General features: G+C 61.0%; 24 protein-coding genes. 13 read left to right on the forward strand and 11 right to left on the reverse strand.

Translation table 11 applies throughout. The features are described 5' to 3' along the window. Nucleotides 1-26: 26 nt before the first annotated feature. Entirely contained in the window at nt 27-650 is a 624-nt protein-coding gene (locus FHT29_RS20565) for a CvpA family protein (protein WP_037193943.1), read from the reverse strand. Nucleotides 651-741: 91 nt separating this feature from the next. Then, the gene (gene radA / locus FHT29_RS20570; RefSeq protein WP_037193945.1) at nt 742-2,145 is read right to left on the reverse strand and encodes a DNA repair protein RadA; all 1,404 of its coding nucleotides are present in this window, start codon (nt 2,143-2,145) and stop codon (nt 742-744) included. 154 nt (nt 2,146-2,299) lie between these two features. On the opposite strand from radA, the gene FHT29_RS20575 reads away from it, so the two are divergent. Beyond that, a complete protein-coding gene (locus tag FHT29_RS20575) occupies nt 2,300-2,935 on the forward strand; it encodes a LysE family translocator (RefSeq protein ID WP_047552858.1) in 636 nt (211 codons plus the stop codon). 62 nt (nt 2,936-2,997) lie between these two features. Here the strand turns inward: FHT29_RS20575 and alr are convergent, their stop codons facing one another. Beyond that, a complete protein-coding gene (gene alr, locus FHT29_RS20580) occupies nt 2,998-4,161 on the reverse strand; it encodes an alanine racemase (protein WP_047552860.1) in 1,164 nt (387 codons plus the stop codon). Between the two features lie 114 nt (nt 4,162-4,275). After that, nucleotides 4,276-5,772 (reverse strand): replicative DNA helicase, encoded by a 1,497-nt coding sequence (locus FHT29_RS20585; RefSeq protein WP_037193951.1) that lies wholly within the window; start codon nt 5,770-5,772, stop codon nt 4,276-4,278. Between the two features lie 346 nt (nt 5,773-6,118). Here FHT29_RS20585 and FHT29_RS20590 point away from each other — a divergent pair, with 346 nt between their 5' ends. From FHT29_RS20590 to FHT29_RS20605, 4 genes are all read left to right on the forward strand, one after another. Next, nucleotides 6,119-6,562: a MarR family transcriptional regulator gene (locus FHT29_RS20590; RefSeq protein ID WP_037193953.1), complete on the forward strand. Its 444-nt coding sequence runs from the start codon at nt 6,119-6,121 to the stop codon at nt 6,560-6,562. Between the two features lie 8 nt (nt 6,563-6,570). Beyond that, nucleotides 6,571-8,217, forward strand: a complete 1,647-nt coding sequence (locus tag FHT29_RS20595) for an MFS transporter (protein WP_047552863.1) — start codon at nt 6,571-6,573, stop codon at nt 8,215-8,217. Nucleotides 8,218-8,234: 17 nt separating this feature from the next. Then, nucleotides 8,235-9,299 (forward strand): HlyD family secretion protein, encoded by a 1,065-nt coding sequence (locus tag FHT29_RS20600; protein WP_047552866.1) that lies wholly within the window; start codon nt 8,235-8,237, stop codon nt 9,297-9,299. Nucleotides 9,300-9,429: 130 nt separating this feature from the next. Further along, nucleotides 9,430-10,272: a glycerophosphodiester phosphodiesterase family protein gene (locus tag FHT29_RS20605; RefSeq protein WP_348644871.1), complete on the forward strand. Its 843-nt coding sequence runs from the start codon at nt 9,430-9,432 to the stop codon at nt 10,270-10,272. Nucleotides 10,273-10,345: 73 nt separating this feature from the next. Here the strand turns inward: FHT29_RS20605 and rplI are convergent, their stop codons facing one another. From rplI to rpsF, 4 genes are all read right to left on the reverse strand, one after another. Continuing rightward, nucleotides 10,346-10,927 carry a 50S ribosomal protein L9 gene (rplI, locus tag FHT29_RS20610; RefSeq protein WP_037193962.1) on the reverse strand — a complete coding sequence of 194 codons (582 nt, stop codon included), beginning with the start codon at nt 10,925-10,927 and terminating at the stop codon, nt 10,346-10,348. Nucleotides 10,928-10,946: 19 nt separating this feature from the next. Next, nucleotides 10,947-11,927 (reverse strand): DUF2232 domain-containing protein, encoded by a 981-nt coding sequence (locus FHT29_RS20615; protein WP_037193966.1) that lies wholly within the window; start codon nt 11,925-11,927, stop codon nt 10,947-10,949. A 164-nt stretch (nt 11,928-12,091) separates the two neighbouring features. Then, entirely contained in the window at nt 12,092-12,340 is a 249-nt protein-coding gene (rpsR, locus tag FHT29_RS20620; RefSeq protein WP_034507767.1) for a 30S ribosomal protein S18, read from the reverse strand. A 14-nt stretch (nt 12,341-12,354) separates the two neighbouring features. Then, nucleotides 12,355-12,807, reverse strand: a complete 453-nt coding sequence (rpsF, locus tag FHT29_RS20625; protein ID WP_037193968.1) for a 30S ribosomal protein S6 — start codon at nt 12,805-12,807, stop codon at nt 12,355-12,357. Nucleotides 12,808-13,197: 390 nt separating this feature from the next. Between rpsF and FHT29_RS20630 the strand changes: the two genes are divergently transcribed. After that, entirely contained in the window at nt 13,198-13,956 is a 759-nt protein-coding gene (locus FHT29_RS20630) for a phosphoglycerate mutase family protein (protein ID WP_047553331.1), read from the forward strand. Between the two features lie 44 nt (nt 13,957-14,000). Here the strand turns inward: FHT29_RS20630 and FHT29_RS20635 are convergent, their stop codons facing one another. Next, nucleotides 14,001-15,044, reverse strand: coding sequence for an aldo/keto reductase (locus tag FHT29_RS20635; protein ID WP_047553334.1), 1,044 nt, complete (start codon nt 15,042-15,044; stop codon nt 14,001-14,003). Nucleotides 15,045-15,237: 193 nt separating this feature from the next. Between FHT29_RS20635 and fabD the strand changes: the two genes are divergently transcribed. From fabD to gmk, 7 genes are all read left to right on the forward strand, one after another. Next, nucleotides 15,238-16,182 (forward strand): ACP S-malonyltransferase, encoded by a 945-nt coding sequence (gene fabD, locus FHT29_RS20640; protein WP_037193971.1) that lies wholly within the window; start codon nt 15,238-15,240, stop codon nt 16,180-16,182. A 26-nt stretch (nt 16,183-16,208) separates the two neighbouring features. Further along, on the forward strand, nt 16,209-16,946 hold the full coding sequence (gene fabG / locus FHT29_RS20645) for a 3-oxoacyl-[acyl-carrier-protein] reductase (RefSeq protein WP_037193973.1): 738 nt from the start codon (nt 16,209-16,211) through the stop codon (nt 16,944-16,946). A 288-nt stretch (nt 16,947-17,234) separates the two neighbouring features. Continuing rightward, the gene (locus tag FHT29_RS20650; RefSeq protein ID WP_004122114.1) at nt 17,235-17,471 is read left to right on the forward strand and encodes an acyl carrier protein; all 237 of its coding nucleotides are present in this window, start codon (nt 17,235-17,237) and stop codon (nt 17,469-17,471) included. Between the two features lie 114 nt (nt 17,472-17,585). Further along, a complete protein-coding gene (gene fabF / locus FHT29_RS20655; RefSeq protein ID WP_037193978.1) occupies nt 17,586-18,848 on the forward strand; it encodes a beta-ketoacyl-ACP synthase II in 1,263 nt (420 codons plus the stop codon). A 216-nt stretch (nt 18,849-19,064) separates the two neighbouring features. After that, nucleotides 19,065-20,282 carry an endolytic transglycosylase MltG gene (mltG, locus tag FHT29_RS20660; protein ID WP_037194404.1) on the forward strand — a complete coding sequence of 406 codons (1,218 nt, stop codon included), beginning with the start codon at nt 19,065-19,067 and terminating at the stop codon, nt 20,280-20,282. A gap of 109 nt (nt 20,283-20,391) precedes the next feature. Beyond that, nucleotides 20,392-21,279 carry a YicC/YloC family endoribonuclease gene (locus FHT29_RS20665; RefSeq protein WP_037193980.1) on the forward strand — a complete coding sequence of 296 codons (888 nt, stop codon included), beginning with the start codon at nt 20,392-20,394 and terminating at the stop codon, nt 21,277-21,279. Nucleotides 21,280-21,282: 3 nt separating this feature from the next. Further along, nucleotides 21,283-21,945, forward strand: coding sequence for a guanylate kinase (gene gmk, locus FHT29_RS20670; protein ID WP_034507754.1), 663 nt, complete (start codon nt 21,283-21,285; stop codon nt 21,943-21,945). Between the two features lie 24 nt (nt 21,946-21,969). Here gmk and rsmA read toward each other — a convergent pair whose 3' ends face one another. Both rsmA and pdxA read right to left on the reverse strand, forming a co-directional pair. Next, entirely contained in the window at nt 21,970-22,797 is an 828-nt protein-coding gene (gene rsmA, locus FHT29_RS20675; RefSeq protein ID WP_037193983.1) for a 16S rRNA (adenine(1518)-N(6)/adenine(1519)-N(6))-dimethyltransferase RsmA, read from the reverse strand. Further along, complete coding sequence (pdxA, locus tag FHT29_RS20680; RefSeq protein ID WP_047552871.1) at nt 22,797-23,822, reverse strand: 4-hydroxythreonine-4-phosphate dehydrogenase PdxA; 1,026 nt, start codon at nt 23,820-23,822, stop codon at nt 22,797-22,799. The genes rsmA and pdxA overlap by 1 nt, the downstream gene beginning before the upstream one ends. Nucleotides 23,823-23,830 lie beyond the last annotated feature (8 nt).

Consider the following 23,830-nt stretch of genomic DNA (forward strand, 5'->3'; position numbering starts at 1 on the left):
GGCGGGTCAAGCCTGTAAACGCATTGTCAATTATTTGTCTGTGGCGCCGGTGCGTCGTCGGGCGGCGCGGTATCGTTCGTCGCACCGTTGTCGCCGCCCTGCTGGGGCTGCGTCTGCTGTTGCTGATTGGGTGCGATCTTGTTGATGATCTCGGGCGGCAGCATCGCCTGGATGTTGTCAGGAAGTGCCGACTTCAGCTTCTCAACCATCGAATCGAGGAAGGGCTTCGACTTGGCGTTGTTGACCCAGTCCGGACGGGCGGCGGGTGCTACGAGCCAGTTCCAGAAGGCCACCACGACAACCATCAGCAGCAGGCCGCGAGCCGCCCCGAACAGGAAGCCGAGTGTCCGGTCGAGTGCGCCGATGCGGCTGTCGATGATGAAATCGGCGATCCGGATGGTGATGAAGGAAATGATGATCAGCGCCAGCAGGAAGATGACGCCGGCCGAAGCGATCGTCGCGATCTTGGTGTCGGCCTTGTATTGCAGCGCATAGGGAACGAGCAGGGGATAGAGATAGTAAGCGGCGACGGCCGAGCCACCCCAGCTGACGATCGAAAGAATTTCGCGGGAAAACCCGCGGACCATGGCCAGAACGGCGGAGAACAGAAGAACGCCGATAACAATACCGTCGAAAATCGTAATGGGCATGTATAATCCACTTCAAGACTTGCCACGCCATGTTGGCGGGCATCGGCCTCAGTATGAGCCTCTTCTACGTCAAGGACGGCTGAAGTAAGGCTCAGTCTTCATCTTCCGCACGCTTAAGCGCACCTTTCGATCCGGCTATGCGCGCCACCAGGTCCGGCAGGCTTTCAACCTCACTCCAGCGTCCGCCATTGACCTTCGGCAGGTCGGCGGAAGCGGCAGGCAGGAGGGCCGTAGAAAATCCCAGCTTCTCGGCTTCCTTGAGACGCTGGGCGGTGTGCGCAACCGGCCGGACGGCGCCCGACAGGCTGACTTCGCCGAAATAGACGCAATCTGCAGGAAGGGCAAGACCAGCCAGAGAGGAAACCAGTGCAGAGGCGACGGCAAGGTCGGCAGCCGGCTCAGAAATGCGGTAACCGCCGGCGACATTGAGATAAACATCGTGCTGGCCGAGCCGAACGCCGCAATGCGCCTCCAGCACCGCGAGAATCATCGACAGCCGCGCCGAATCCCAGCCGACCACGGCGCGCCGCGGTGTGCCGAGCGATGTTGCGGCGACCAGCGCCTGTACTTCGACCAGGATCGGTCGCGTGCCCTCCATGCCCGCAAAGACGGCAGCTCCCGGCGATTTCGAATTGCGTTCACCGAGGAAAAGCTCGGACGGGTTCGCCACATCGCGCAGGCCCATGTCGGACATTTCGAAAACGCCGATCTCGTCGGTCGGGCCGAAGCGATTCTTGACTGTGCGCAGGATGCGATAGTGATGGCCGCGATCACCCTCGAAATAGAGGACGGCATCGACCATGTGCTCGACGACGCGCGGGCCGGCAATCTGGCCGTCCTTCGTGACATGGCCGACCAGCACCATCGCAGCACCCGTCTGCTTGGCGAAGCGGATCATCGCCTGCACGCCGGTGCGCACCTGCGTGACGGTGCCGGGAGCGGATTCGGCAAGTTCGCTCCACAGCGTCTGAATGGAATCGATAATGACGAGGTCCGGTCTTTTGCCTTCGGCCAGCGTCGCCAGGATATCTTCGACATTGGTCTCCGCCGCCAGCATCACGTCGGTATCGGCCGCTTGCAGCCGCTGCGCGCGAAGGCGAACCTGCGCCACGGCCTCTTCGCCCGAGACGTAGACGACCTTGTGCCCCTGGCGGGCGAGCGCCGCCGCGGCCTGCATCAGCAGCGTCGACTTGCCGATGCCGGGATCGCCGCCGACGAGGACGGCCGAGCCGCGCACGAAACCGCCGCCAGTGGCACGGTCGAGCTCTGAAATGCCCGTGAAGATGCGCGGGGCTTCCTCGATCTCGCCGGAAAGGGAGGTCAGCGTCACCGGCCGCCCCTTCCTGGGCGTCTTTGTCGGACCGCCGCCGATCCCGCCCATGGGATCTTCCTCGACGATGGTATTCCATGCGCCGCAGCTATCGCATTTTCCCGCCCAGCGATTGTGGATCGTGCCGCAGTTCTGGCAGATGAATTGTGTACGGCCCTTAGCCATCGGATGCTGGTCTCAAAGTTCAAATGCTCCGCTCTTCGAAGCGAATCGCGATCGGCTGACAGATAATGTCTTTCGCGGCCCATCAAAACTAATGATTTCCGTATCAACGCCGATCGTGTCAGCCTTTATGCTGGGTTTTTATGGATGATGACCGATGTTTGACTATTCGCTTGCCCACTGGATCGCTTTTCTGACCGCCGCGACGCTGCTCAACCTCTCGCCGGGGCCGGATATCGCCTTCATTCTCGGTCACACGATCAGAAGCGGCATGCGCTCCGGTTTCGCCGCCTTGTTCGGCATATGGAGCGGCGCGTGCCTGCATGTGCTGATGGCGGCGGCGGGACTGTCGGCGATCCTGGCCGCCTCGGCGCTCGCCTTCTCGACGATAAAGTGGATCGGGGCTGCCTATCTGATCTGGCTTGGCATACAGGCATTGCGCTCCAAGGGTGACGCCGCATGGATCAAGGACGCCGGCAAGACACTGTCCTCGGGCCGCATCTACCGGCAGGGCATTCTGGTTTCGCTGCTCAACCCCAAGGTCGCGATCTTCTTTCTCGCCTTCCTGCCGCAGTTCGTCGTCGAGGGCGCCGGCCCGGTCTGGGCGCAGCTCCTGCTGCATGGCAGCCTGATCATCGTCGTGGCTGCGTTCATCGAGCCGCCGCTCATCCTTCTCGGCGGTCGGCTCACTGAGGCGCTGCGGCGCAATCGCAGCGTCGGGCTGTGGCTCGATCGTGGATTGGGCGCGCTGTTCGTCGCTCTTGGCGTGCGCCTGGCGATTAGCGCGCGTTAGAGCATTTCCAGGAAAGTGCGCAGCGGTTTTCCGTCCGGAATGCGAGAAACAGGAAGATAGCGCTATTCCTCGGTCTCTTCCGAGATATAGCGCCGCTCGTGCCGCAGCCCCATGCTCGTCAGCATCTCGTAGCCGATCGTGCCGGCGGCTCTGGCCGCATCATCAACCGGGATATTGCTGCCGAATAGCTCGATATAGTCGCCGGCGCGAACCAGATGGTCCGGCAGGTCGGTCACGTCGAAGATGGTGAGGTCCATGGTGATGCGGCCGGCAACGGGCACCTTGTGCCCGGCAATGAAGCCCTGGCCGCCGGCAATGCCCACCTGGCGCAGCGGCACACCGGCGCTTGACTGGCTGCGCATGTAACCATCGGCATAGCCGGCCGAGACGATCGCCAGCCGGCTGTCGCGCGTCAGCTGAAGCGCGCGGCCGTAGCTCACCGTTTCGCCGGCCCTGACGGAGCGTGTCTGGATGATCCTGGCTTCTGCCGTCGCCACCGGCCGCATCGGATTGGCCATGCCGGGAACGGCCTCGGCGCCATAAGTGGCGATACCGGGGCGGGTGAGATCGAAATGATACTCCGGCCCGAGAAATATGCCGGCCGAATTGGCAAGGCTCGCCTCTATCCCCTCGAAGGCCGCGCTGACCTTGCGGAAGGCGTCCAACTGCTGCCGGTTCATCGCATTCGACGGATCGTCGCCACAGGCAAGATGGCTCATGACAAGCACCGGCGAGAAGCTCGCAGGCCGCGAGACGTCGTCCGCGAGTGCCAGTGCGTCCTCCATCGGTAGGCCGAGCCGGTTGAAGCCGGTGTCGACCTGCAGCGCGCAAGGATAGTCGCCATAGTCCGACAGCACCGACATCCAGAAGGTCAGTTGCTCCTCCGACGCGATGATGGGTACGAGATCGTTCTCGAAGAATATCCGCTCCATCCCCGGCCAGATGCCGCAAAGCACGAAGATGCGCGCCTCGGGCGCGTAGAGTCGGAGCGTTGCGCCTTCGTCAGCGGTCGCGACGAAGAAATCACGGGCGCCGGCCGAATAGAGGGTTTCGCCGATATCCTCGATCCCGAGCCCATAGGCATCCGCCTTGACGACGGCAGCGGTGCGGGCGCTGCCCGAGCGGCGGGCCATCTCGCGCCAGTTTTCGACAAGCGCGCCGAGATCCACCGTCAGCCGCAGGCCGGCGGAAGCGAAAGCGTCATAGTCATCGAAATTGTCTGTCATGGAGCCGCCTTAACGAAAAAAATGGCCGGAGATGATTTGGCTCCGGCCAGGATAGTGATCATCGATGAAAAGAAAAAGTGCTGCGGCACATATGCGTGCCGCCTGCCGCCTTTGTCAGTGTTCTTCATATTGAAGGAAGGAGGAATCGGCGAGATCGGCGAAGCGCGTGAATTCCGACTGGAAGGCGAGCTTCACCGTGCCTGTGGGGCCGTGACGCTGCTTGGCGATGATGACGTCGGCCGTCCCCTTCACGCGGTCGAACAGGGCTTCCCATTCGGCATATTTCGGATCGGCCGGATCGCGGGGCTCCTGGTTCTTGACGTAATATTCCTCGCGGAAGACGAAGAGCACCACGTCGGCGTCCTGCTCGATCGAGCCGGATTCGCGAAGGTCCGAAAGCTGCGGCCGCTTATCGTCACGGCTTTCGACGGCACGCGAGAGCTGGGATAGCGCGATGATCGGAACGTTGAGTTCCTTGCCGAGCGCCTTCAGGCCCGTGGTGATTTCGGTGATTTCCTGGACGCGGTTTTCCCCCGACTTCTTGGAGCCGGTCATGAGCTGGATGTAGTCGACGACCAGTACGTCGAGGCCGCGCTGGCGCTTCAGCCGACGGGCGCGAGCGGCAAGCTGGGCGATGGAGATACCGCCGGTCTGGTCGATGAAGAGCGGCACCTTCTGCATCATCATCGAGCATGCCACGAGCTTCTCGAAATCCGCATCGTTGATATCGCCGCGGCGGATCTTCGACGAGGAGACTTCCGTCTGCTCGGAAATGATACGGGTGGCGAGCTGTTCCGACGACATTTCCAGCGAATAGAAGCCGACGACACCGCCATTCTTCGCCTTGGTGGAGCCGTCCGGTTGCACCTCGCCTTCGAAGGAGGCAGCGATATTGTAGGCGATATTGGTGGCGAGCGACGTCTTGCCCATACCGGGACGGCCGGCGAGGATGATCAAGTCGGACCGCTGCAGGCCGCCCATCTTGCTGTCGAGCGAGTGGATGCCCGTGGAAATGCCGGACAGGCCGCCGTCGCGCTCCTTGGCCACGGCCGCCATGTCGATTGCCAGCGCCACGGCGTCGTTGAAGGCCTGGAAGCCGCCGTCGTAGCGGCCGTTTTCGGCGAGCTCGAACAACCGGCGTTCGGTATCCTCGATCTGCGTCTGCGGCGGCATGTCCAGCGGCGCGTCGTAGGCGATGTTGACCATGTCCTCGCCGATGGTGATCAACGCCCGGCGCAGCGCCAGGTCGTAGATGGCACGGCCGTAATCCTCGGCATTGATGATCGACACGGCTTCGACGGCGAGGCGCGCGAGATATTGCGCGACCGTCATGTCGCCTACCTTCTCCTCCGCGGGCACGAAGCTCTTGATGGTCACCGGGTTGGCGGTCTTGCCCATGCGAATGATGTCGCCGGCGACTTCGAAGATCTTCCGGTGCAGCGGCTCGTAGAGGTGGATGGGCTTCAGAAAATCCGAGACACGATAATAGGCATCGTTGTTGACGAGGATGGCGCCGAGAAGAGCCTGCTCCGCCTCGATATTGTTAGGGGCTTCGCGATAGTGCTGTTCGGCGGGAGCAATGGCGGCGAGCTTGCGCGCAGCTTCGTTCATTTTCCATCTCTTTGTACTTTGGAGTATCGAATGGTTTGCGATGAAGCGTCGTCATGGTCAACCGTGCAAATACGTCGCTTTGGTGAACGAGGGCAAATCAGGCCCCGCTATCAACATTGTTCCACTCGTCCACAGGGACAAGTTTCGGCCGTATAAAAAATCCCTTGTCGCCACTTTGCAACGCAAGGCCCGACACACGAATCACTTATGCAAGTTATCCATAGGTGATTTTAACCGGGTATTTCGCCAGGCGCATCAACTTGTGCGGCTATGATGCTTGAAAAGATAAGAAAATCCGGTTATTGCCTGAATAGGGTAGGCTGCTAATAATATAAAGTTGCAATAAATGTCCGGTGCGCCATCAAGACGTGAGCTTTTCGATGAAGTTTCCTCTTTCAATCGTAAGTTGAGAGCGGCATTCGATGCGCTGGTGCGTGAACATGGAATGACGCTCGCTCGGGCAAGGGTTTTCCATAGGCTCTCGCGTCGTGACGGGATCAATCAGCGGGAGCTTGCCGACGAACTTGAGCTCGAGACGCCAACGCTCGTGCGCATCCTCGATGCCATGGAGGGACAAGGTTTCATCGAGCGCCGCGCCGTACCATCAGATCGTCGCGCCAAGCAGATATTCATGACGGAATCCGGAAAAGTCGTCGCTGCCGAGGTCGAGGCTCTTGCCACCGGTGTGCGCGCGGATATTTTGGAAGGGATTTCGGACGAGGATATCGGCATGGCGCTTAAAGTTATCCGCGCCATGACGGCCAATCTTCAGAATGTGGGCAAGTCATGAGGTAATGTATGAGCGGCGAGCCAGGCCCGGTCCCCAAAGTGGAAGCCAACGCCGTCCCTGCCGCTCCACCGCCCATGCCGGGCTGGAAAGTGCCGCTCTATATAGCCGCATCCGTCATGTTCTTCCTGACGCAGGGCCTGGGCCTCAACCTCGCCTTCGCCAATCTGACCCAGATCCAGGGAACCATCGCCGCCACGACCACAGAATCGGCATGGCTTTCGGCCGCCTACATGGCGCCGAACGTCAGTCTCGCCATCGCGCTGGTGAAGATCCGGCTGCAATACGGGGTCCGTAATTTCGCCGAGGTCAGCATTCTCGGTTTCATCGTTGCTTCGCTGCTCAATCTCTTCGTTTCCGATCTGCATTCGGCGATCGTCGTCCGTTTCTTGAGCGGCATCGCCGGCGCGCCACTGTCGACGCTCGGGTTCCTCTACATGCTGGAAGCGTTCGAGCCGGCCAAGAAGATGACCGTTGGCGTCAGCCTGGCGATGACGAACACGCTGCTGGCGGCGCCGATCACTCGCCTCGTGTCGCCCTCGCTTCTCGACTATGGCGAATGGCGCGGCCTCTATACTCTCGAAATGGCTCTGGCGCTGCTTGTCATGCCGATCATCTATCTGCTGCCGCTGACGCCGCCGCCGCGCGTCAAGGTCATCGTTCTCGGCGATATTTTCAGCTACCTGCTGGTTGCCATCGGTTTCGGCTGTCTGGCGGTGGTTCTGTCGGTCGGTCGCCTCTACTGGTGGCTGGAGGTGCCTTGGCTCGGTATCGTGCTGGCGATCGGCATTGCTTCGCTGACCGCTGCTGTCGTCGTCGATCTAAGAAGATCGACACCGCTCATCGATGTTCGCTGGCTGTTGCGGCCGGAGATGCTGCACCTGACCGGCATCCTGCTGGTATTTCGCCTGATTGCCGCCGAGCAGACTTCGGTCGTCGTGACATTCTATCAGAATGCTGTCGGGCTGCTCTACGACCAGCTCTCCATGCTGTACTGGATCATCCTGGCATTTTCGGTCATCGGCGGGCTCATCTGCGCGGTCTTGATGACCTATGGGTTAAGCTGGCAGATCCAGTTCGTCGCCCTTGCTCTGATGGGGGTCGGTTCCCTCATCGATTCGCAGGTGACCAACCTGACGCGGCCAGAACAAATGTATCTCAGTCAGGCGATGGTGGCCGCCGGCGCAGCACTTTTCCTGCCGCCATCCATGTCGGTGGGCTTCAAGGCGGCTCTGTCGAAGGGGCCGGCCTATCTGGTGACTTTCTTCGTCATTTTCACCTTCACGCAAAGCGTCGGCGGTCTGATCGGTTCGGCGTTCTACGGCACGCTGATCATCATTCGCGAGAAATTTCATTCCGCGGTGTTGACCGAGCGCGTGCTGCTGACCGATCCGCATGTGGCCGAACGCGTCAGCCAGCTTTCATCATCTTACGGCAAGGTGATCGGCGACAGTGCGATCCTCAAGGGAGAGGGGCTGGCGCTGCTCGGCGCGCAGGTGAGCCGTGAGGCCAACATGCTCGCCTATGGTGATGCTTTTCTTGTTGCGGCAGTGATCGCCTTTGTATCGCTTGCCGGACTTTCGCTGCATGTATTCTTCCGCTTCGTCAAAACTCGGCTCGCTGAAGATCGGCCGCAGGCCATGGCATCCAACCCTTGAGGATATGAAATAGCTCCATGTCGAGGCTCGTTCGCTCTCCAATCGAAGTCATTGCGGTTCTTGCCGGCATCGGCGGCGTTATGCTGGTGCTCTATGCCTGGCACCTGCCGCCGTTCAGAAGCTCGGTCGAAACCACCGACGACGCCTATGTCAAGGGCTATGTCACGACCATCAGCCCGCAGGTCAGCGGCTATATCACCGACGTGCCGATCAAGGACTACAAGCTCGTCAAGCAGGGCGACGTTCTGACCAAGATCGATGACCGTATCTATCGGCAGAAGGTGGCGGAGGCGCACGCGACGCTCGACGGGCAGAAGGCGGCGCTCGCCAATTCGCAACAGCAGGAGCAGGCCGCCAAGGCCGGCATCGTCTCCAGCCAGGCGCAGATCGATAGCGCCAACGCCGCGCTGAAGCGCGCCCAGCTCGCCTGGGAGCGCGTGACGACGCTGGTGGCCAAGGGGGTGTCCACGACAAGCGATTCCGAGCAGGCGCAGGCGACGCTGCAGCAGGCGCGAGCAGCCGTCAACCAGGCGAAGGCGGCCCTTGACGTATCGCAACAGAACCTGACGACGATCATCGTCAACCGCGCCTCGCTGGAGGCCGGTGTCAGCGGCGCGGAAGCCGCCGTGCAGCTCGCCGATATCGATCTTCAGAATGCGACCATTGTTGCGCCGCAGGACGGGCGCGTCGGCGAGATCGGCGTGCGCCTCGGCCAATATGTGACGGCCGGAACGCAGCTCATGGGCCTGGTGCCGAAGGATATTTGGGTGATCGCCAATTTCAAGGAGACCCAGCTCGACGGCATGAAGCTCGATCAGCCCGTCACGATTTCCGTCGACGCGCTCGGACACCGCGAGATCAAGGGCCATATCCAGCGCTTCTCGCCGGCGGCTGGGTCTGAATTCGCCGTCATCAAGCCGGACAATGCCACCGGCAATTTCACCAAGGTCGCCCAGCGCATCGGCGTCAGAGTCAAGATCGATCAGGGGCAACCCTTGGCGGACCAACTGGCGCCTGGGATGTCCGTGGTCGTTTCGGTCGATAAGAACTCCCAGCCGGAGGTGGGCATCAACGACGACTAGAATGCTTCCGCATTTCCGCGAATCTCCCGTCATCTCATATCAGCAATGGTGTGATTGAAGAGGCTTGGTAGGCGGGGTCTGCCGATTCGGCAGTTCCTCATGCCTTCGAGAATTGAAGGAGAACAAGTTCGTGGTTTCGCCTATGCCTTCCTATGTCGATCACATCGCCGATCCAGATCGATCCTGCGCGATCGTCGTCCATCGTGGTGTGTGGCGCGCCGCGCCAGAGAACAGCCTCCTGGCGATCGAAAGAGCCATATCGGCTGGCTACGAGGTGGTTGAAATCGACGTCCGGCGCAGCAGCGACGGCGAGCTCTTCCTGTTGCACGACGACACGCTCGAGCGAATGGCGGGTCTTAACCGCGAGCCGGAGACGCTGACACTGCAGAAATTGTCGAGCCTGAAATTGCGCAATCGCGATGGCGGCGGGACGAACGAGTTCACGGGCGAAAGACTGCCGAGCCTGAAGGAAGTCTTTGACCTGACGCGGGATCGCATTTTCATCCATCTTGACGTCAAGCACCGGGACATGATCCCCGACGTCATCGCCTGCGCCCGATCGATGGGCGTTGACCAGCAGGTCGACTTCTGGGGAGACTTGAGGAGCCATCAGGATCTCTCGTGGATCCGCGAAAAGGTGGAACCACATGGCGTTCCCTTCATGGCCAAAACGCGGCTGAACGCAACGGATGCGGCTTCCCAGCTCGACCTTCTCTTCAAGCTGAGCCCGTTCCTGTGCGAAATCTATTTTGACCGGCTGGAGCAGGTCGTCGGGCAAGTGGCGCTTTTTCAGGAGTGCGGCATCGCTCTCTGGGTCAACACGCTCGATTCGGTCTCATGCGCCGGTTTTACCGATACCGCCGCGCTCAAGGATCCGGACGCGATATGGGGACGCCTGATCGATGTCGGCGTCTCCGCCATTCAAACCGATGAGCCGGAGGCCCTGAGAGCCTATATCGGCGCCAGGGCATGAACCCACTCCAACGCAAAAAGAAAGCCCGGATCGTCCGATCCGGGCTTTCGCACATCCAGCAATGGACTGGAATTTATGCGTCGTCTTCTTCGGCATTGCCGTCGGCTTCCGGATCGAAGAAGTCTTCCGGACGCAGGGCGTCTTCGTCAACGCCGTAGATGGCGTCGGCGGAGGTGAGGGTCTCGCCCTTGGACTGGCGCTCAGCTTCTTCAGCGGAACGGGCAACGTTGAGCTCGATCTTGATTTCGACTTCTGCGTGAAGCCCGATCGCAACATCGTGCAGGCCGATGGCCTTGATCGGCGTGTTCATGTGAACCTGGCTACGGCCGATGTTGAAACCTTCGGCGGCGAGGATTTCGACGACGTCACGGGCGGCGACCGAACCGTAGAGCTGGCCGGTTTCGCCAGCCGAGCGAACGACGATGAAGGACTTGCCGCCGAGAACGTCTGCGACCTTCTGGGCTTCGCTCTTGCGCTCCAGGTTGCGGGCTTCGAGCGTGGCGCGCTCGGCTTCGAAGCGGGCCTTGTTGGCGGCATTGGCGCGGAGCGCCTTGCCGAGCGGCAGCAGGTAGTTACGGGCAAAGCCGTCGCGAACCTTGACGGTTTCGCCCATCTGGCCGAGCTTGGAGATACGCTCGAGAAGAATGACTTGCATTTTCTTGTTCCTTTCGATGTCAGATTTTCGTGTCTGTTGGTTTGGATGTGTCGGCATTCTTGTTCGGAGTGAGCGATATCGCCTTGCGGGTATCGTAGAGGCCGAGAACAAGGATGATGAGGAGCGGCAGCGTCAGCAGGAAAGATGCCAGATAGCAGAGGACAAGCACGGGTATGCGCCAGTCCTTGCCGCGCGTCCGGTAATGCAGCGACGCAAAGCCGGAAGTGATGAAGCCCGCGCCGAAGGCGCCGAGGACGGCGGCGGCAATCAGGCCAACCACGCCGCCGAGGAACATGGCGACGATCGCCACGAGAAAGACGAAGATCGCGTTGCGGTTCATGCGCAGTGATGAGGGGATATCCTCCCTCGGGCGCAGATTATGCCTCGAGGCTGCAACGATGCGGATCGCCACATAATAGGCGGCCAGCAACATCATGACCCAGATCATGCCCCAGACGACTGGGATCATGTAGAGCATCAGCGACTTCATCTTCGCGATCGCAATCGGATCGAGCTGAAGGTCGGGGGATTGCTGGTTCACCGCGCTGACGTAGGCGTCCACCACCTGGCCGACCAGATCGGCGTTGTAGCCCATAATCGCGCCGGCGATGATGACAGTTACCGCCGTGAGGCCGCAGAGATGCAGCATGATGTCGGAGAGCGGATACCAGGCCATCAGGTGGTCCGGGCCGCCGAGCTCGGAAGCGGGACGCGCCAGATTGGCGAGATGGCTGAGCCAGGCCGGTATCAGCGTCAGTACGAGTGTAAACACCCCGAAATACATCGACTGCCAGACGGCGCCGATGACACTTGCCACCACGACAGCGACGACAACGGCCACGTTGCCCCAGCCGAGGCCGACGAGCAGGATAGGGAGGGCGGAAAGCGCGCCGAACAGAATAAACAGCAAAGGTTGAGTGGTCGCGCCATACACGAGTAGGGCGGCGGTCAGACCGGCAAGCGCGCCGATACCAAGCTCTTTTGCACTCAACTGTTTCACGTCGCTGTCCTGCTTCGTATCGAGCAGTTAGAGGATGCTTCCGAACCTCGGTTCTGAAAGCCGTCCCCAACATGGGGTTTCAAGGTCCCGATCCGCGCCCACCGCGAAAAGGGGAAGGGAAGGCATGACTGCCTTCCCTCAAATCATATCAGCGTCGGCGCTTATTAGGCGAGGACGTAGGGCAGCAGGCCGAGGAAACGGGCGCGCTTGATCGCCTGGGCGAGTTCGCGCTGCTTCTTCTGGGAAACGGCCGTGATGCGGGAAGGAACGATCTTGCCGCGCTCGGAAATATAGCGCTGCAGGAGACGGACGTCCTTGTAGTCGATGCGCGGCGCATTGGCGCCCGAGAACGGGCAGGTCTTGCGGCGGCGATGGAACGGGCGGCGGACCGGTGCGGAGGAAACTTCAGACATTGTTCAAAATCTCCTTATACGCGGTCTTCGCGCGGACGGCGCGGACGGTCGTCGCGGTCACCACGATCCGGGCGCGGACCACGGTCACGGTCGCCGAAGCTACGCTCCGGACGGTCGCCATCGCGGCGCGGACGGTCGTCACGGTCGCGCTTCTGCATCATGGCCGACGGGCCTTCTTCATGCTTTTCAACAGCGATCGTCATGTAACGCAGGACGTCTTCGCTGATGCGCATCTGGCGTTCCATTTCCTGGACCGCAGCGGCCGGCGCATCGATGTCCATCAGGGCGTAATGAGCCTTGCGGTTCTTCTTGATGCGATAGGTGAGGGACTTGAGGCCCCAGTTTTCGATACGCCCGACTTTACCGCCGTTAGCTTCGATGACACCCTTGTACTGTTCTACGAGGGCGTCGACCTGCTGAGTGGAGATATCCTGTCGAGCAAGGAATACATGTTCATAAAGAGCCATGGATAGCTTTGCCTTTCTTGCGTTGATCTGAACCCGGGCTCTAGCGGCTAAGCCTCAACGACTGCTCCTGAGAGGGATAACCCCAAGCAAGAAAAGCGTTTCCGAGACGGTCGAGAGCGGAGACACGGGAGGCTGGAACGCTTCCGTTCCGACGATTTTCCCAAAAGAAAACCGGCCCTCCGTTCAGCCACCAGCCAGAAGACCGGGTTGCGAACAGGGCGGCTTATACGGATTTTTGCGGGAAAGGCAATAGGAGGGGCGAAATTGGGTTGTTTTGCGCAAAGGCAGCAGCCATCAGGTCAATTCGCATGCCGGTGTCCCGTCGCATTGCATGCAGCCCGCTCTCCCGTCATGATGGCATACATCAATTTCGGCCAACACGGACTGTTCATGCGCATCTTTCTCGTCCGCCACGGCGAATCCCTCGGCAACATCGATGAGCAGGCCTACCGGCAGTTCGGCGACCACAATGTGCCACTGACCGAGTGGGGTTATCGGCAGGTGCTGGAGGCGGGACGGGCCATCGCCGCCTATCTGAAGGCATTGCCGAGCGCCGAATTGCGCAAGCTGAGCATCTGGCATTCGCCGTTCTTGAGGACACGACAGAGCAAGGATGCCTTGCTGGAGGTCCTGCCCGCCGAGCTGATCGGGGACATTCGGGAGGACTATCTGTTGCGTGAGCAGGATTTCGGGCTTTTCACCGAAATCTACGATCATGCCGAACAGAAACGGAAATTTCCCGACGAGTTCGAGAAGTGGGCGAGGCTGCGCAACAATAGCGGCAAGTTCTACGCGCGGCCGCCTGACGGCGAGAGCCGGGCGGATGTTGCCCAACGTGTTCGCCTGTTTCTACAAACCGTCATGCACGACGCCGAAAACGGAAAGAACAATGTCATCATCGTCGGCCATGGCGTCACCAACCGGGCCTTTGAAATGAATTTCCTGCATTGTCCCGTCGATTGGTTCGAGCGCTCGGACAATCCGGGGAATGCCGACGTCACGCTGATCGAAGGGCGACATTCCGCAGACTACAGATCGATCCTGCTCCACAAGGCCTCGGATCGCGGGCAGGGGCAGGACGAGTTGCGTGAAGCGCATGGCTCCGAGTTGATGCTCTCGCCAAAAGATCGTGCAATAGACCACCCGTAACGGCCGCTTCTTCCGGCCGCCACGGTCTGTCCATTTGCTACGCCTCACATCGGCATCGGATACTTCCGGTGGACCTGCTCGATCTCGGCCAGTACCTCCGCGGGCAAGGTCACGTAAGCTGCGGCGATATCGGTCTCGAGCTGCGCCATCGTCGTGGCGCCGATAATCACTGACGTCATGAACGGCTTGGTGAGGCAATAGGCGAGCGCCAGCTTGGACGGGTCGAGATCGTGCTTGGCGGCGATCTCGAGGTAAGCCTTGACCGCGGGTTCCTGCAGCGGCTGCAGGCGGCCGCCGATGTCGTGGTTGATCGAGCCGCGCGAGCCGGCAGGCCGTGTGCCGCCGACATATTTGCCGCTGAGGATGCCGCCGGCGAGCGGCGAATAGGCGAGCAGGCCGACATCCTCATGATGCGAAAGCTCGGCCAGATCGAGATCGAAATGCCGGTAGAGCAGATTGTATTCGTTCTGCGTGGAGACGACGCGCGGCAGGCCCTTTTGTTCGGAAATCGTCAGATATTTCTGGATGCCCCAGGTCGTCTCGTTGGAAAGGCCGAGGGCACGGATCTTGCCGGCCTTCACCATCTCGCCCATCGTCTCCAGGATCTCGGTGATATCGGCGACGGCCTTCTCGCGGTCCTGCGTAAAGGGGTTGTAGCGCCAGTTCTGGCGGAAGTGGAAATGGCCGCGGTTCGGCCAATGAACTTGATAGAGGTCGATATAATCGGTTTTCAGCCGCTTCAGGCTGCTGTCGATCGCCGCGCGGATATTGGCGGCATCCGCGCCCTGACCGCCGCGCAAATAGTCGCGCCCAGGGCCGGCGACCTTGGTGGCGAGCACGACGTCCTTGCGCTTGCCGGTCTTTTCGAACCAGGTGCCGATATACTCCTCGGTACGGCCTTGGGTCTCCGCGCCGACGGGCGTCGTCGGATACATTTCGGCGGTGTCGAAGAAATTGACGCCTTTATGGAGAGCGTAATCCATCTGATCATGCGCTTCGGCTTCGCTATTCTGCGTGCCCCAGGTCATCGTGCCCAGGCAAATTTGCGAAACGGAAATATCGGTGCGGCCTAAATTCTTATATTTCATGGGAAAACCTTGGAGATAGGGGAAATTCATGATGAAGAGAGTTGCGAGAATTTAGGCGTGAATTGAGCGAGCGCAAGAAGAAAATCGCTGCGTCCCGCGAGCGCAAAAGCCGTTGGCTGCGGGGTTTACGCTATTGACTCCGCCGCAAACAATGTCATTGGGAAGCGAAACGACCCCAAAAGGACGCTTGATAATGACTGTTGCTTTCACATTTCCCGGCCAGGGCAGCCAGGCCGTCGGCATGGGCAAGGACCTTGCCGACAATTTCGCCGAAGCGCGCGCCGTCTTCGAGGAAGTTGATGAAGCGCTCGGTGAAAAGCTCTCCGACGTCATCTTCAATGGCCCGGAAGACAGACTGACGCTGACGGCCAATGCGCAGCCGGCGCTGATGGCCGTGTCGCTCGCCGTCATTCGTGTTCTGCAGGCCCGCGGCCTCGATCTGAAGAGCAAGGTCTCCTATGTCGCCGGCCACTCGCTCGGCGAATATTCGGCGCTCTGCGCCGCCGGCACCTTCTCGCTCGCCGATACAGCGCGGCTGCTGCGCATTCGCGGCAACGCCATGCAGGCGGCAGTCCCCGTTGGCGTCGGCGCCATGGCTGCGATCATCGGGCTCGAACATGCCGATGTCGCCGCCGTCTGTGCCGAAGCTTCCGCGCTCGGCGCCTGTCAGATCGCCAACGACAATGGCGGCGGCCAGATCGTCATTTCCGGCGAGAAGGCGCCCGTCGAGAAGGCAGCCGAGCTGGCAACCGCCAAGGGCGCCAAGCGCGCCATCCTGCTGCCGGTTTCCGCCCCCTTCCATTCCGCGCTGATGGCGCCGGCCGCAGAGGCGATGCGCGAGGCGCTGGCCGGCGTTGCCAAGGCCAATCCGGTCGTGCCCGTCATCGCCAATGTCAAGGCCGCTCCGGTGACCGATGCCGAAGAGATCGCCAGGCTGCTCGTCGAGCAGGTTACCGGCCAGGTGCGCTGGCGCGAGACGGTGGAATGGTTTGCTGCCAACAACGTGACAACATTATATGAAATTGGCGCCGGCAAGGTGCTGACGGGCCTGGCGCGCCGCATCGACAAATCGGTCAACGGCATCGCCGTCAACAATGCTGCTGATATCGACACGGCGCTTGGCGTATTGCTCGGCTGACAGAGATTAAGGAACGAGGGACAAACATGCTTGATTTGACCGGCCGCAAGGCCCTGGTAACCGGCTCATCCGGCGGCATCGGCGAAGAGATCGCCCGGCTCCTGCACAAGCAGGGCGCCATTGTCGGCCTGCATGGCACGCGCGTCGAGAGGCTGGAGGCATTGGCCGCCGAGTTGGGCGACCGCGTCAAGATCTTCCCGGCCAATCTGTCGGATCGCGACGAGGTCAAGGCGCTCGGTGCCAAGGCCGAAGAAGAGCTCGGCGGCGTCGATATTCTCGTCAACAATGCCGGCATCACCAAGGACGGCCTGTTCGTGCGCATGAGCGACGAGGACTGGGATGCCGTACTGGAAGTCAATCTCACCGCCGTCTTCCGGCTGACACGCGAGCTGACCCATCCGATGATGCGCCGCCGCTATGGCCGCATCATCAACATCACCTCCGTCGTCGGCGTGACAGGCAATCCCGGCCAGGCCAATTATTGTGCCTCGAAGGCCGGCATGATCGGCTTCACCAAGTCGCTGGCGCAGGAAATCGCGAGCCGCAACGTCACCGTCAACTGTGTCGCCCCCGGCTTCATCGAGAGCGCCATGACCGGCAAGCTGAACGACAAGCAGAAGGAAGCCATCATGGGTGCCATTCCCATGAAGCGCATGGGCAACGGCGCGGAAGTCGCTTCCGCGGTCGCCTATCTTGCGTCCTCCGAAGCCAGCTACGTCACCGGCCAGACGATCCACGTCAACGGCGGCATGGCAATGATCTAAAGGGAATTGCTATTGGAGGGAACTTTCCCTCCAATAGCATGTTGAGCAACCCGGAGCCGGCTATTTTCTGGCTTTGCGACGGACTTAAACCGTGTTAAGCGGGCCATGACTGTGAACAGTCGTCCCGAAAATGCAGACGGACGGCGCCGCGCTTTTGGCGGCTCGGCCGGATCTCAGCGCCGGGTTGTACGGGTTTGCCAGCGGCGCCAGAACAGGTGCTGCAGGCTTGAATTAGGGTAGGGATGTCACAGGGCATTCTGATCAGGACATAAGGTCGAGGAAACCGACATGAGCGATATCGCAGAACGCGTAAAGAAAATTGTTGTTGATCATCTTGGCGTTGACGCCGACAAGGTCGTTGAAAGCGCAAGCTTCATCGACGATCTGGGTGCGGACTCGCTCGACACGGTCGAACTGGTCATGGCCTTCGAAGAAGAATTCGGCGTTGAAATCCCCGATGACGCTGCTGACTCGATCCTGACGGTCGGCGACGCGGTAAAGTTCATTGAGAAGGCTCAGGCCTAATCTTTCGTACTTTTTGAATGGGCGGGCTCAAGAGTCCGCCCTATTTCGTCCCGCGACGTCGGGCGCACCATATTTATACGCATATCATCATAAGAAGACGGGGGTCTGAGGGCGATGAGACGTGTCGTTATCACGGGTACCGGCATGGTATCACCTTTGGGCTGCGGCACGGAGGTGTCCTGGTCGCGTTTGATCGCCGGGCACAACGGCGCGCGCCTCGTGACCGAATTCGAGGTCGAGGATCTCGCCGCGAAGATCGCATGCCGCATTCCGTTTGGCGACGGCACCGACGGCACTTTCAATGCTGACGACTGGATGGAGCCGAAGGAGCAGCGCAAGGTCGACCCCTTCATCATCTATGGCATGGCAGCTGCCGATATGGCGCTGGCAGACGCCGAATGGCACCCGGCCACGGACGAGGACCAGATCGCGACCGGCGTCATGATCGGCTCCGGCATCGGCGGCCTCGAAGGTATCGTCGAGGCCGGCTATACGCTGCGCGACAAGGGCCCGCGCCGCATCTCGCCCTTCTTCATTCCCGGACGCCTCATCAACCTCGTTTCCGGCCAGGTTTCCATCCGTCACAAGCTGCGCGGCCCGAACCACGCCGTCGTCACGGCCTGCTCGACCGGTGCGCATGCCATCGGCGATGCGGCCCGCCTGATCATGCTGGGCGATGCCGATGTCATGGTCGCGGGCGGCGCCGAAGCTCCGGTCTGCCGTATCTCGCTTGCCGGCTTTGCCGCGTGCAAGGCGCTGTCGACGGAATATAATGACGACCCGCAGAGAGCTTCGCGCCCCTATGACCGCGACCGTGACGGCTTCGTGATGGGCGAGGGCGCTGGCGTCGTTGTTCTGGAAGAGTTGGAACACGCCAAGGCTCGCGGCGCCAAGATCTACGCCGAAGTTGTGGGATACGGCCTTTCCGGCGACGCCTATCACATCACCGCTCCGTCGGCGGACGGCGAGGGTGCATTCCGCTGCATGACATCGGCTTTGAAGCGCGCCGGTCTGACGCCGGCGGATGTCGACTATATCAATGCACATGGCACCTCGACCATGGCCGACACGATCGAACTCGGCGCCGTCGAGCGGCTGGTCGGCGATGCCGCGTCCAGCATCTCCATGTCGTCCACCAAGTCGGCGACAGGCCATCTGCTCGGGGCGGCCGGTGCGATCGAGGCGATCTTCGCCACGCTCGCCATTCGCGACAACATCGTTCCGCCAACGCTCAATCTCGACAATCCGGAACGCGAGACCGCCATCGATCTTGTTCCGCACAAGGCCCGCAAGCGGGACGTCAATGTCGCACTGTCCAACTCCTTCGGGTTCGGCGGCACGAACGCATCGCTTGTCCTGCGCCGTTATGAGGCATAATAACAGCGCGTAACTGCGAAAGCGGGAATGCTCTTCGGCAAGCCTGCGCGCTGTCCTCGAATTTTATCGCGCCCCATGCATCCCGGGGATGCGCCGCGGTAATGTCTGATCGGTCGAAGGCGAAGCTTCATACGGCTCCGCCTTATCCTCTGAACCTGTTTTTTGCCGCATTGCTTGGCCAAAGAGCAGGCAATCACGAAAAGGAAGGGATTGCCGGTGAGCGATACGAACCAGAGCAACGGAACTCCGAACGGACAGAAGGGGCCGATCATACCGAAATCGGCAAGCGAAGCCCTGCGTCCGGAGCGTGTTCCGGATCCGCCGAAGCGTTCACGCAAAGCCCGCAGTCAGATGGTGATCTTCCTGAACTTCCTGATGACGTTGGCGATTTTCGTCGTCGTCGCGGCCGTAGCAGGCACATATTATGCTTTCTCTGTTTACCAGAGCCCAGGCCCGCTGACGACCAATACGAATTTCATCGTCCGTAACGGCGCGGGCCTGAACGAAATAGCCAATCGTCTCGAATCCAACAATATCATCAGCGATCAGCGCATCTTCCGTTGGCTGACGACCACTTATCTGCATGACGGCGAAACCTTGCGGGCCGGCGAATACGAGATCAAGGCGAGCGCTTCCATGAAGGACATCATGGAACTGCTGAAATCGGGCAAATCCATCCTCTATTCGGTCACTTTGCCCGAGGGTCTGACCGTGCGGCAGATCTTCAACAAGCTGCAGGCCGATCCCGTGCTCGAAGGTGATTTGCCATCTGCCCTGCCGGGGGAGGGCAGCCTGAGGCCCGACACCTACAAGTTCACGCGCGGCACCAAGCGCACGGAAATTATCCAGCAGATGGCGGCCGCGCAAGACAAGCTGGTCGAGCAGATCTGGGATAAGCGGGACCCGAACCTGCAGCTGGCGAACAAGCAGGATTTCGTCACGCTGGCCTCCATCGTCGAGAAGGAAACCGGTCTGGCGGATGAGCGCGCCCATGTCGCTTCCGTCTTCCTGAACCGCCTCGGCAAGGGCATGCGCCTGCAGTCGGATCCGACGATCATCTATGGTCTCTTCGGCGGGGAGGGGAAGCCTTCCGATCGCCCGATCTACCAGTCGGATCTGAAGAAAGAGACGCCTTATAACACTTACATCATCAAGGGCCTGCCGCCGACGCCGATCGCAAATCCCGGCAAGGATGCACTGGAGGCCGTCGCCAACCCCTGGAAGAGCCAGGATCTCTACTTCGTGGCGGATGGCACGGGCGGCCATGTCTTCGCCGCGACGCTGGAAGAGCACAACGCCAACGTCAAGCGCTGGCGCAAGCTTGCCGCCGAAAAGGGTGAAGATCCGAGCACCATCGCGGTTGACGGTCAGCCCGATGACGCTGCCGCAACCACTACCGGTTCGGGCACCCAGCAGAAAAAGAAGACGAACTGATCCTTGCTGCGCCATGGCTTCATTGAAGCGGTGGCGCGGATTCACTTTACATTGGTCCATAATCCGATGATTTTCAGCGGATTATGGATAGGAATTATCGGAGGCTTGCATGGCATTGCAGTCCATGACGGGTTTTGCCCGGCGTGAAGGTACGAGCGGGCGCAGTCGCTGGGCATGGGAATTGCGGTCGGTGAACGGCAAGGGGCTGGATGTCCGCCTGCGGTTGCCGCCAGGACTGGAGCGTTTGGAAACCGATGTCCGCAAGCTGATTGCCGACCGGTTTTCGCGCGGCAACCTGCAGGTCGGCCTGTCGCTATCCGTCGAGGAAAGCCGGGTGGAGGTCGTGGTGAACCAGGAGGCGCTGGCGGCCGTGCTGGCGCTGCGCGATCAGCTTGCCGGCATCGTCGATCCCGCGCCTCTGAGGCTGGATAGCCTCATGGCTGTTCGTGGGCTTGTCGAGTTCAAGGAGGCTGAAGAAGGCGAAGAAGTGCTTGCGGCACGCGACGCCGACATCATCTCCGGTCTTGAGGAGGCCCTTGGCGATCTCAGCGACATGCGCGGACGGGAAGGCCGGGCGCTTGGCCAGATCCTGCTCGGTCAGGTCGCAACCATCGAGGCGCTGACAGCTGTGGTCGAGCAAGATCCCTCGCGCTCACCGCGGGAGATCGCCGTGAGGCTGGCGGCACAGGTTGCCACGCTTCTGGACGGCTCGTCGGGCCTCGATCGCGACAGGCTGCATGCCGAGGCTGCCCTTCTCGCCACCAGGGCCGATCTTCGCGAGGAGATCGACCGCCTGAAGGCTCATGTGGCGGCGGCGCGCGATCTCCTTTCCAAAGGCGGCCCCGTCGGCCGCAAGCTCGATTTTCTTGCACAGGAATTTAACCGGGAATCGAATACCATCTGTTCGAAGTCGAATACCGCCGCGGTTACCGCAGCCGGCATCGAACTGAAGGTGGTCATCGATCAGTTCCGCGAACAGGTCCAGAATTTGGAGTAGGCTATGAAGCCGGCGACATCCACATCCATTCCGATTGCCCGCCGGGGGCTGATGCTCGCGATTTCCTCGCCATCCGGTGCAGGCAAATCGACGATCGCGCGTACCCTGCTGGACAAGGATAAGCAGGTAAGCCTCTCCGTCAGCGTCACGACGCGGCAGCGCCGGCCGAGCGAAATTGAAGGTGTGCATTATCATTTCGTTTCGCAGCGCGAGTTCGAGCGACTTCGCGATTCCGACTCGCTGCTCGAATGGGCCGAGGTGCATGGCAATTTTTATGGCACGCCGCGCGAACCGGTGGAGACGGCGATGGCCGAAGGGCGTGACATGCTTTTCGACATCGACTGGCAGGGCGCCCAGCAACTGCAGGAAAAGATGCCGGCGGACGTCGTCTCCATCTTCGTGCTGCCCCCAACGATGACGGAGCTGCAATCGCGCCTGCATCGCCGCGCCGAGGATTCGGAAGAGGTCATCGCCATGCGTCTCGCCAATTCCCGCGCCGAGATCGCGCATTGGCGCGAATACGACTACGTCATCGTCAACGATGACCTTAACGTCGCCTTCGACGCCGTGCAGTCGATCGTCAAGGCCGAGCGCCTGCGCCGCGATCGCCGGCACGGCATGTTCGATTTCGTTCGAGATTTGCTGGAAGAAACGCCGAAGCGCTGAGGCTGATCGGAAGCTCTGATCCGATCAAAGGCAGTTTGCCAATCGGCAAAACTCTTCGACGGAGAGCGTCTCGGCACGCCGTTGCGGATCGATATCGGCCTTCAGCAGCAACGCTTCGCCGCCGAGCGGCTTCAGGCTCTGACGCAGCATTTTACGGCGTTGGCCGAAAGCGGCTTGCGTTATCTTTTCCAGTTTGTCGACGGCACAGGGGATGGGATTTTCCCTCGGCGTCAGATGCACCACCGAAGACGTCACCTTTGGCGGCGGCGTGAAGGCCTGTGGAGATATGTCGAAGGCCATGTGCGCCTCCGTGCGCCAGCCGCAGAGAACGCCAAGCCGGCCATAATGATTATCATCTGCCTGCGCAACGATCCGCTGGCCGACCTCCTTCTGGAACATCAGGGTCAGCGACTGCCAGAAGGGCGGCCAGTGCGCCGGCAGAAGCCAGTTGACCAGCAGCTGGGTGCCGACATTGTAGGGCAGGTTGGCGATAATCTTGACAGGACCTTCCGGTGCCATTGCAGCGAAATCCGTCTTCAGGGCATCGCCCTCGATCACGTCAAGCCGGCCAGGATAGTGATCGGCGATCTCAGCAAGCGCCGGCAGGCAGCGTGAATCGCGCTCGACGGCGATAACCTTGGCGGCGCCAAGCGCCAGAATGGCGCGCGTCAGCCCGCCAGGCCCTGGCCCAACCTCGAATACGGTAACGCCTTCAAGCGAGCCGGCGGTGCGCGCGACCTTCTGGGTCAGGTTCAGATCGAGAAGGAAATTCTGGCCAAGCGCCTTGCGCGCATCGAGGCCATGACGCTGGATCACGTCGCGAAGAGGCGGCAAGCCGTCAAGTGCAGCCATCAGTGATCGCTTCCAGTCTTGCCGCTGATCTCGTTGGCGAGCCTCAGAGCGGCCACCAGGCTGTCCTCCTTGGCGATCCCCTTGCCGGCAATGCCGAAGGCCGTGCCGTGGTCCGGCGAGGTGCGGACGAACGGCAGCCCGAGCGTGACATTGACGGAATCGTCGAAGCCGAGCGCCTTGGCCGGGATCAGGGCCTGATCGTGATACATGCAGATGGCGACGTCGTATCGGCGGCGGGCCTCGTCATGGAACATCGTATCCGCGGGAAGGGGGCCGAAGGCATCGATCCCCTCGCTGCGAAGAACGTCGATCGCCGGACGGATGATGTCGTCATCCTCCTTGCCGAGGGCGCCGTTTTCGCCGGCATGCGGGTTGAGGCCCGCAACCGCCAGCCGCGGCTTGGAGATGCCGAAGCGGCTGCGCAGATCGTGATCGGTAATTCTGCAGGTCTCGATGATGAGATCGGACGTCAGTGCCTGCGGCACGTCCTTCAGTGGAATATGAATCGTGACCGGAATGGCACGGAGCTTGGGACCGGCCAGAAGCATGACGGGCATGACCCGTTTGCCGGTCGCGCGCGTTGCGAGATCCGCCAGGAACTCCGTATGGCCCGGAAAGCCGAAGCCGGCGTCATAGAGTACGGACTTGGCGATCGGGTTCGTGACAACAGCGGAAGTCTTGCCGCTCATGCTGAGGGAGACGGCCATTTCAATAGCGGCGATCGTTCCCTTTGCCGTGCCGACGTGCGGCTGACCGGCGATAACATTCATACCGGCCTCGATCGGCAGGATCGGCAGGGCATCATGGAAAACATCGCAGGCGGTAGCGGGGTCGGCCTCTTGCAAAGGCACGTCGAGACCTAGCTGGGAGGCTCGCGCCGCGAGAACGCCCGCATCACCGAGAAACAGGAAGGGCGGCAAACCAAGCTCGCCGCGGCGGAGCCAGGCGGCCAGCGTGATATCGGGGCCTATGCCTGCCGGATCCCCTTGCGTCAGCGCCAGGGGCATGGAAGAGCGCGAGGGCATAGGCAGCG

The organism is Rhizobium sp. SG741 (assembly GCF_012275435.1).
Lineage (GTDB): Bacteria > Pseudomonadota > Alphaproteobacteria > Rhizobiales > Rhizobiaceae > Rhizobium > Rhizobium lusitanum.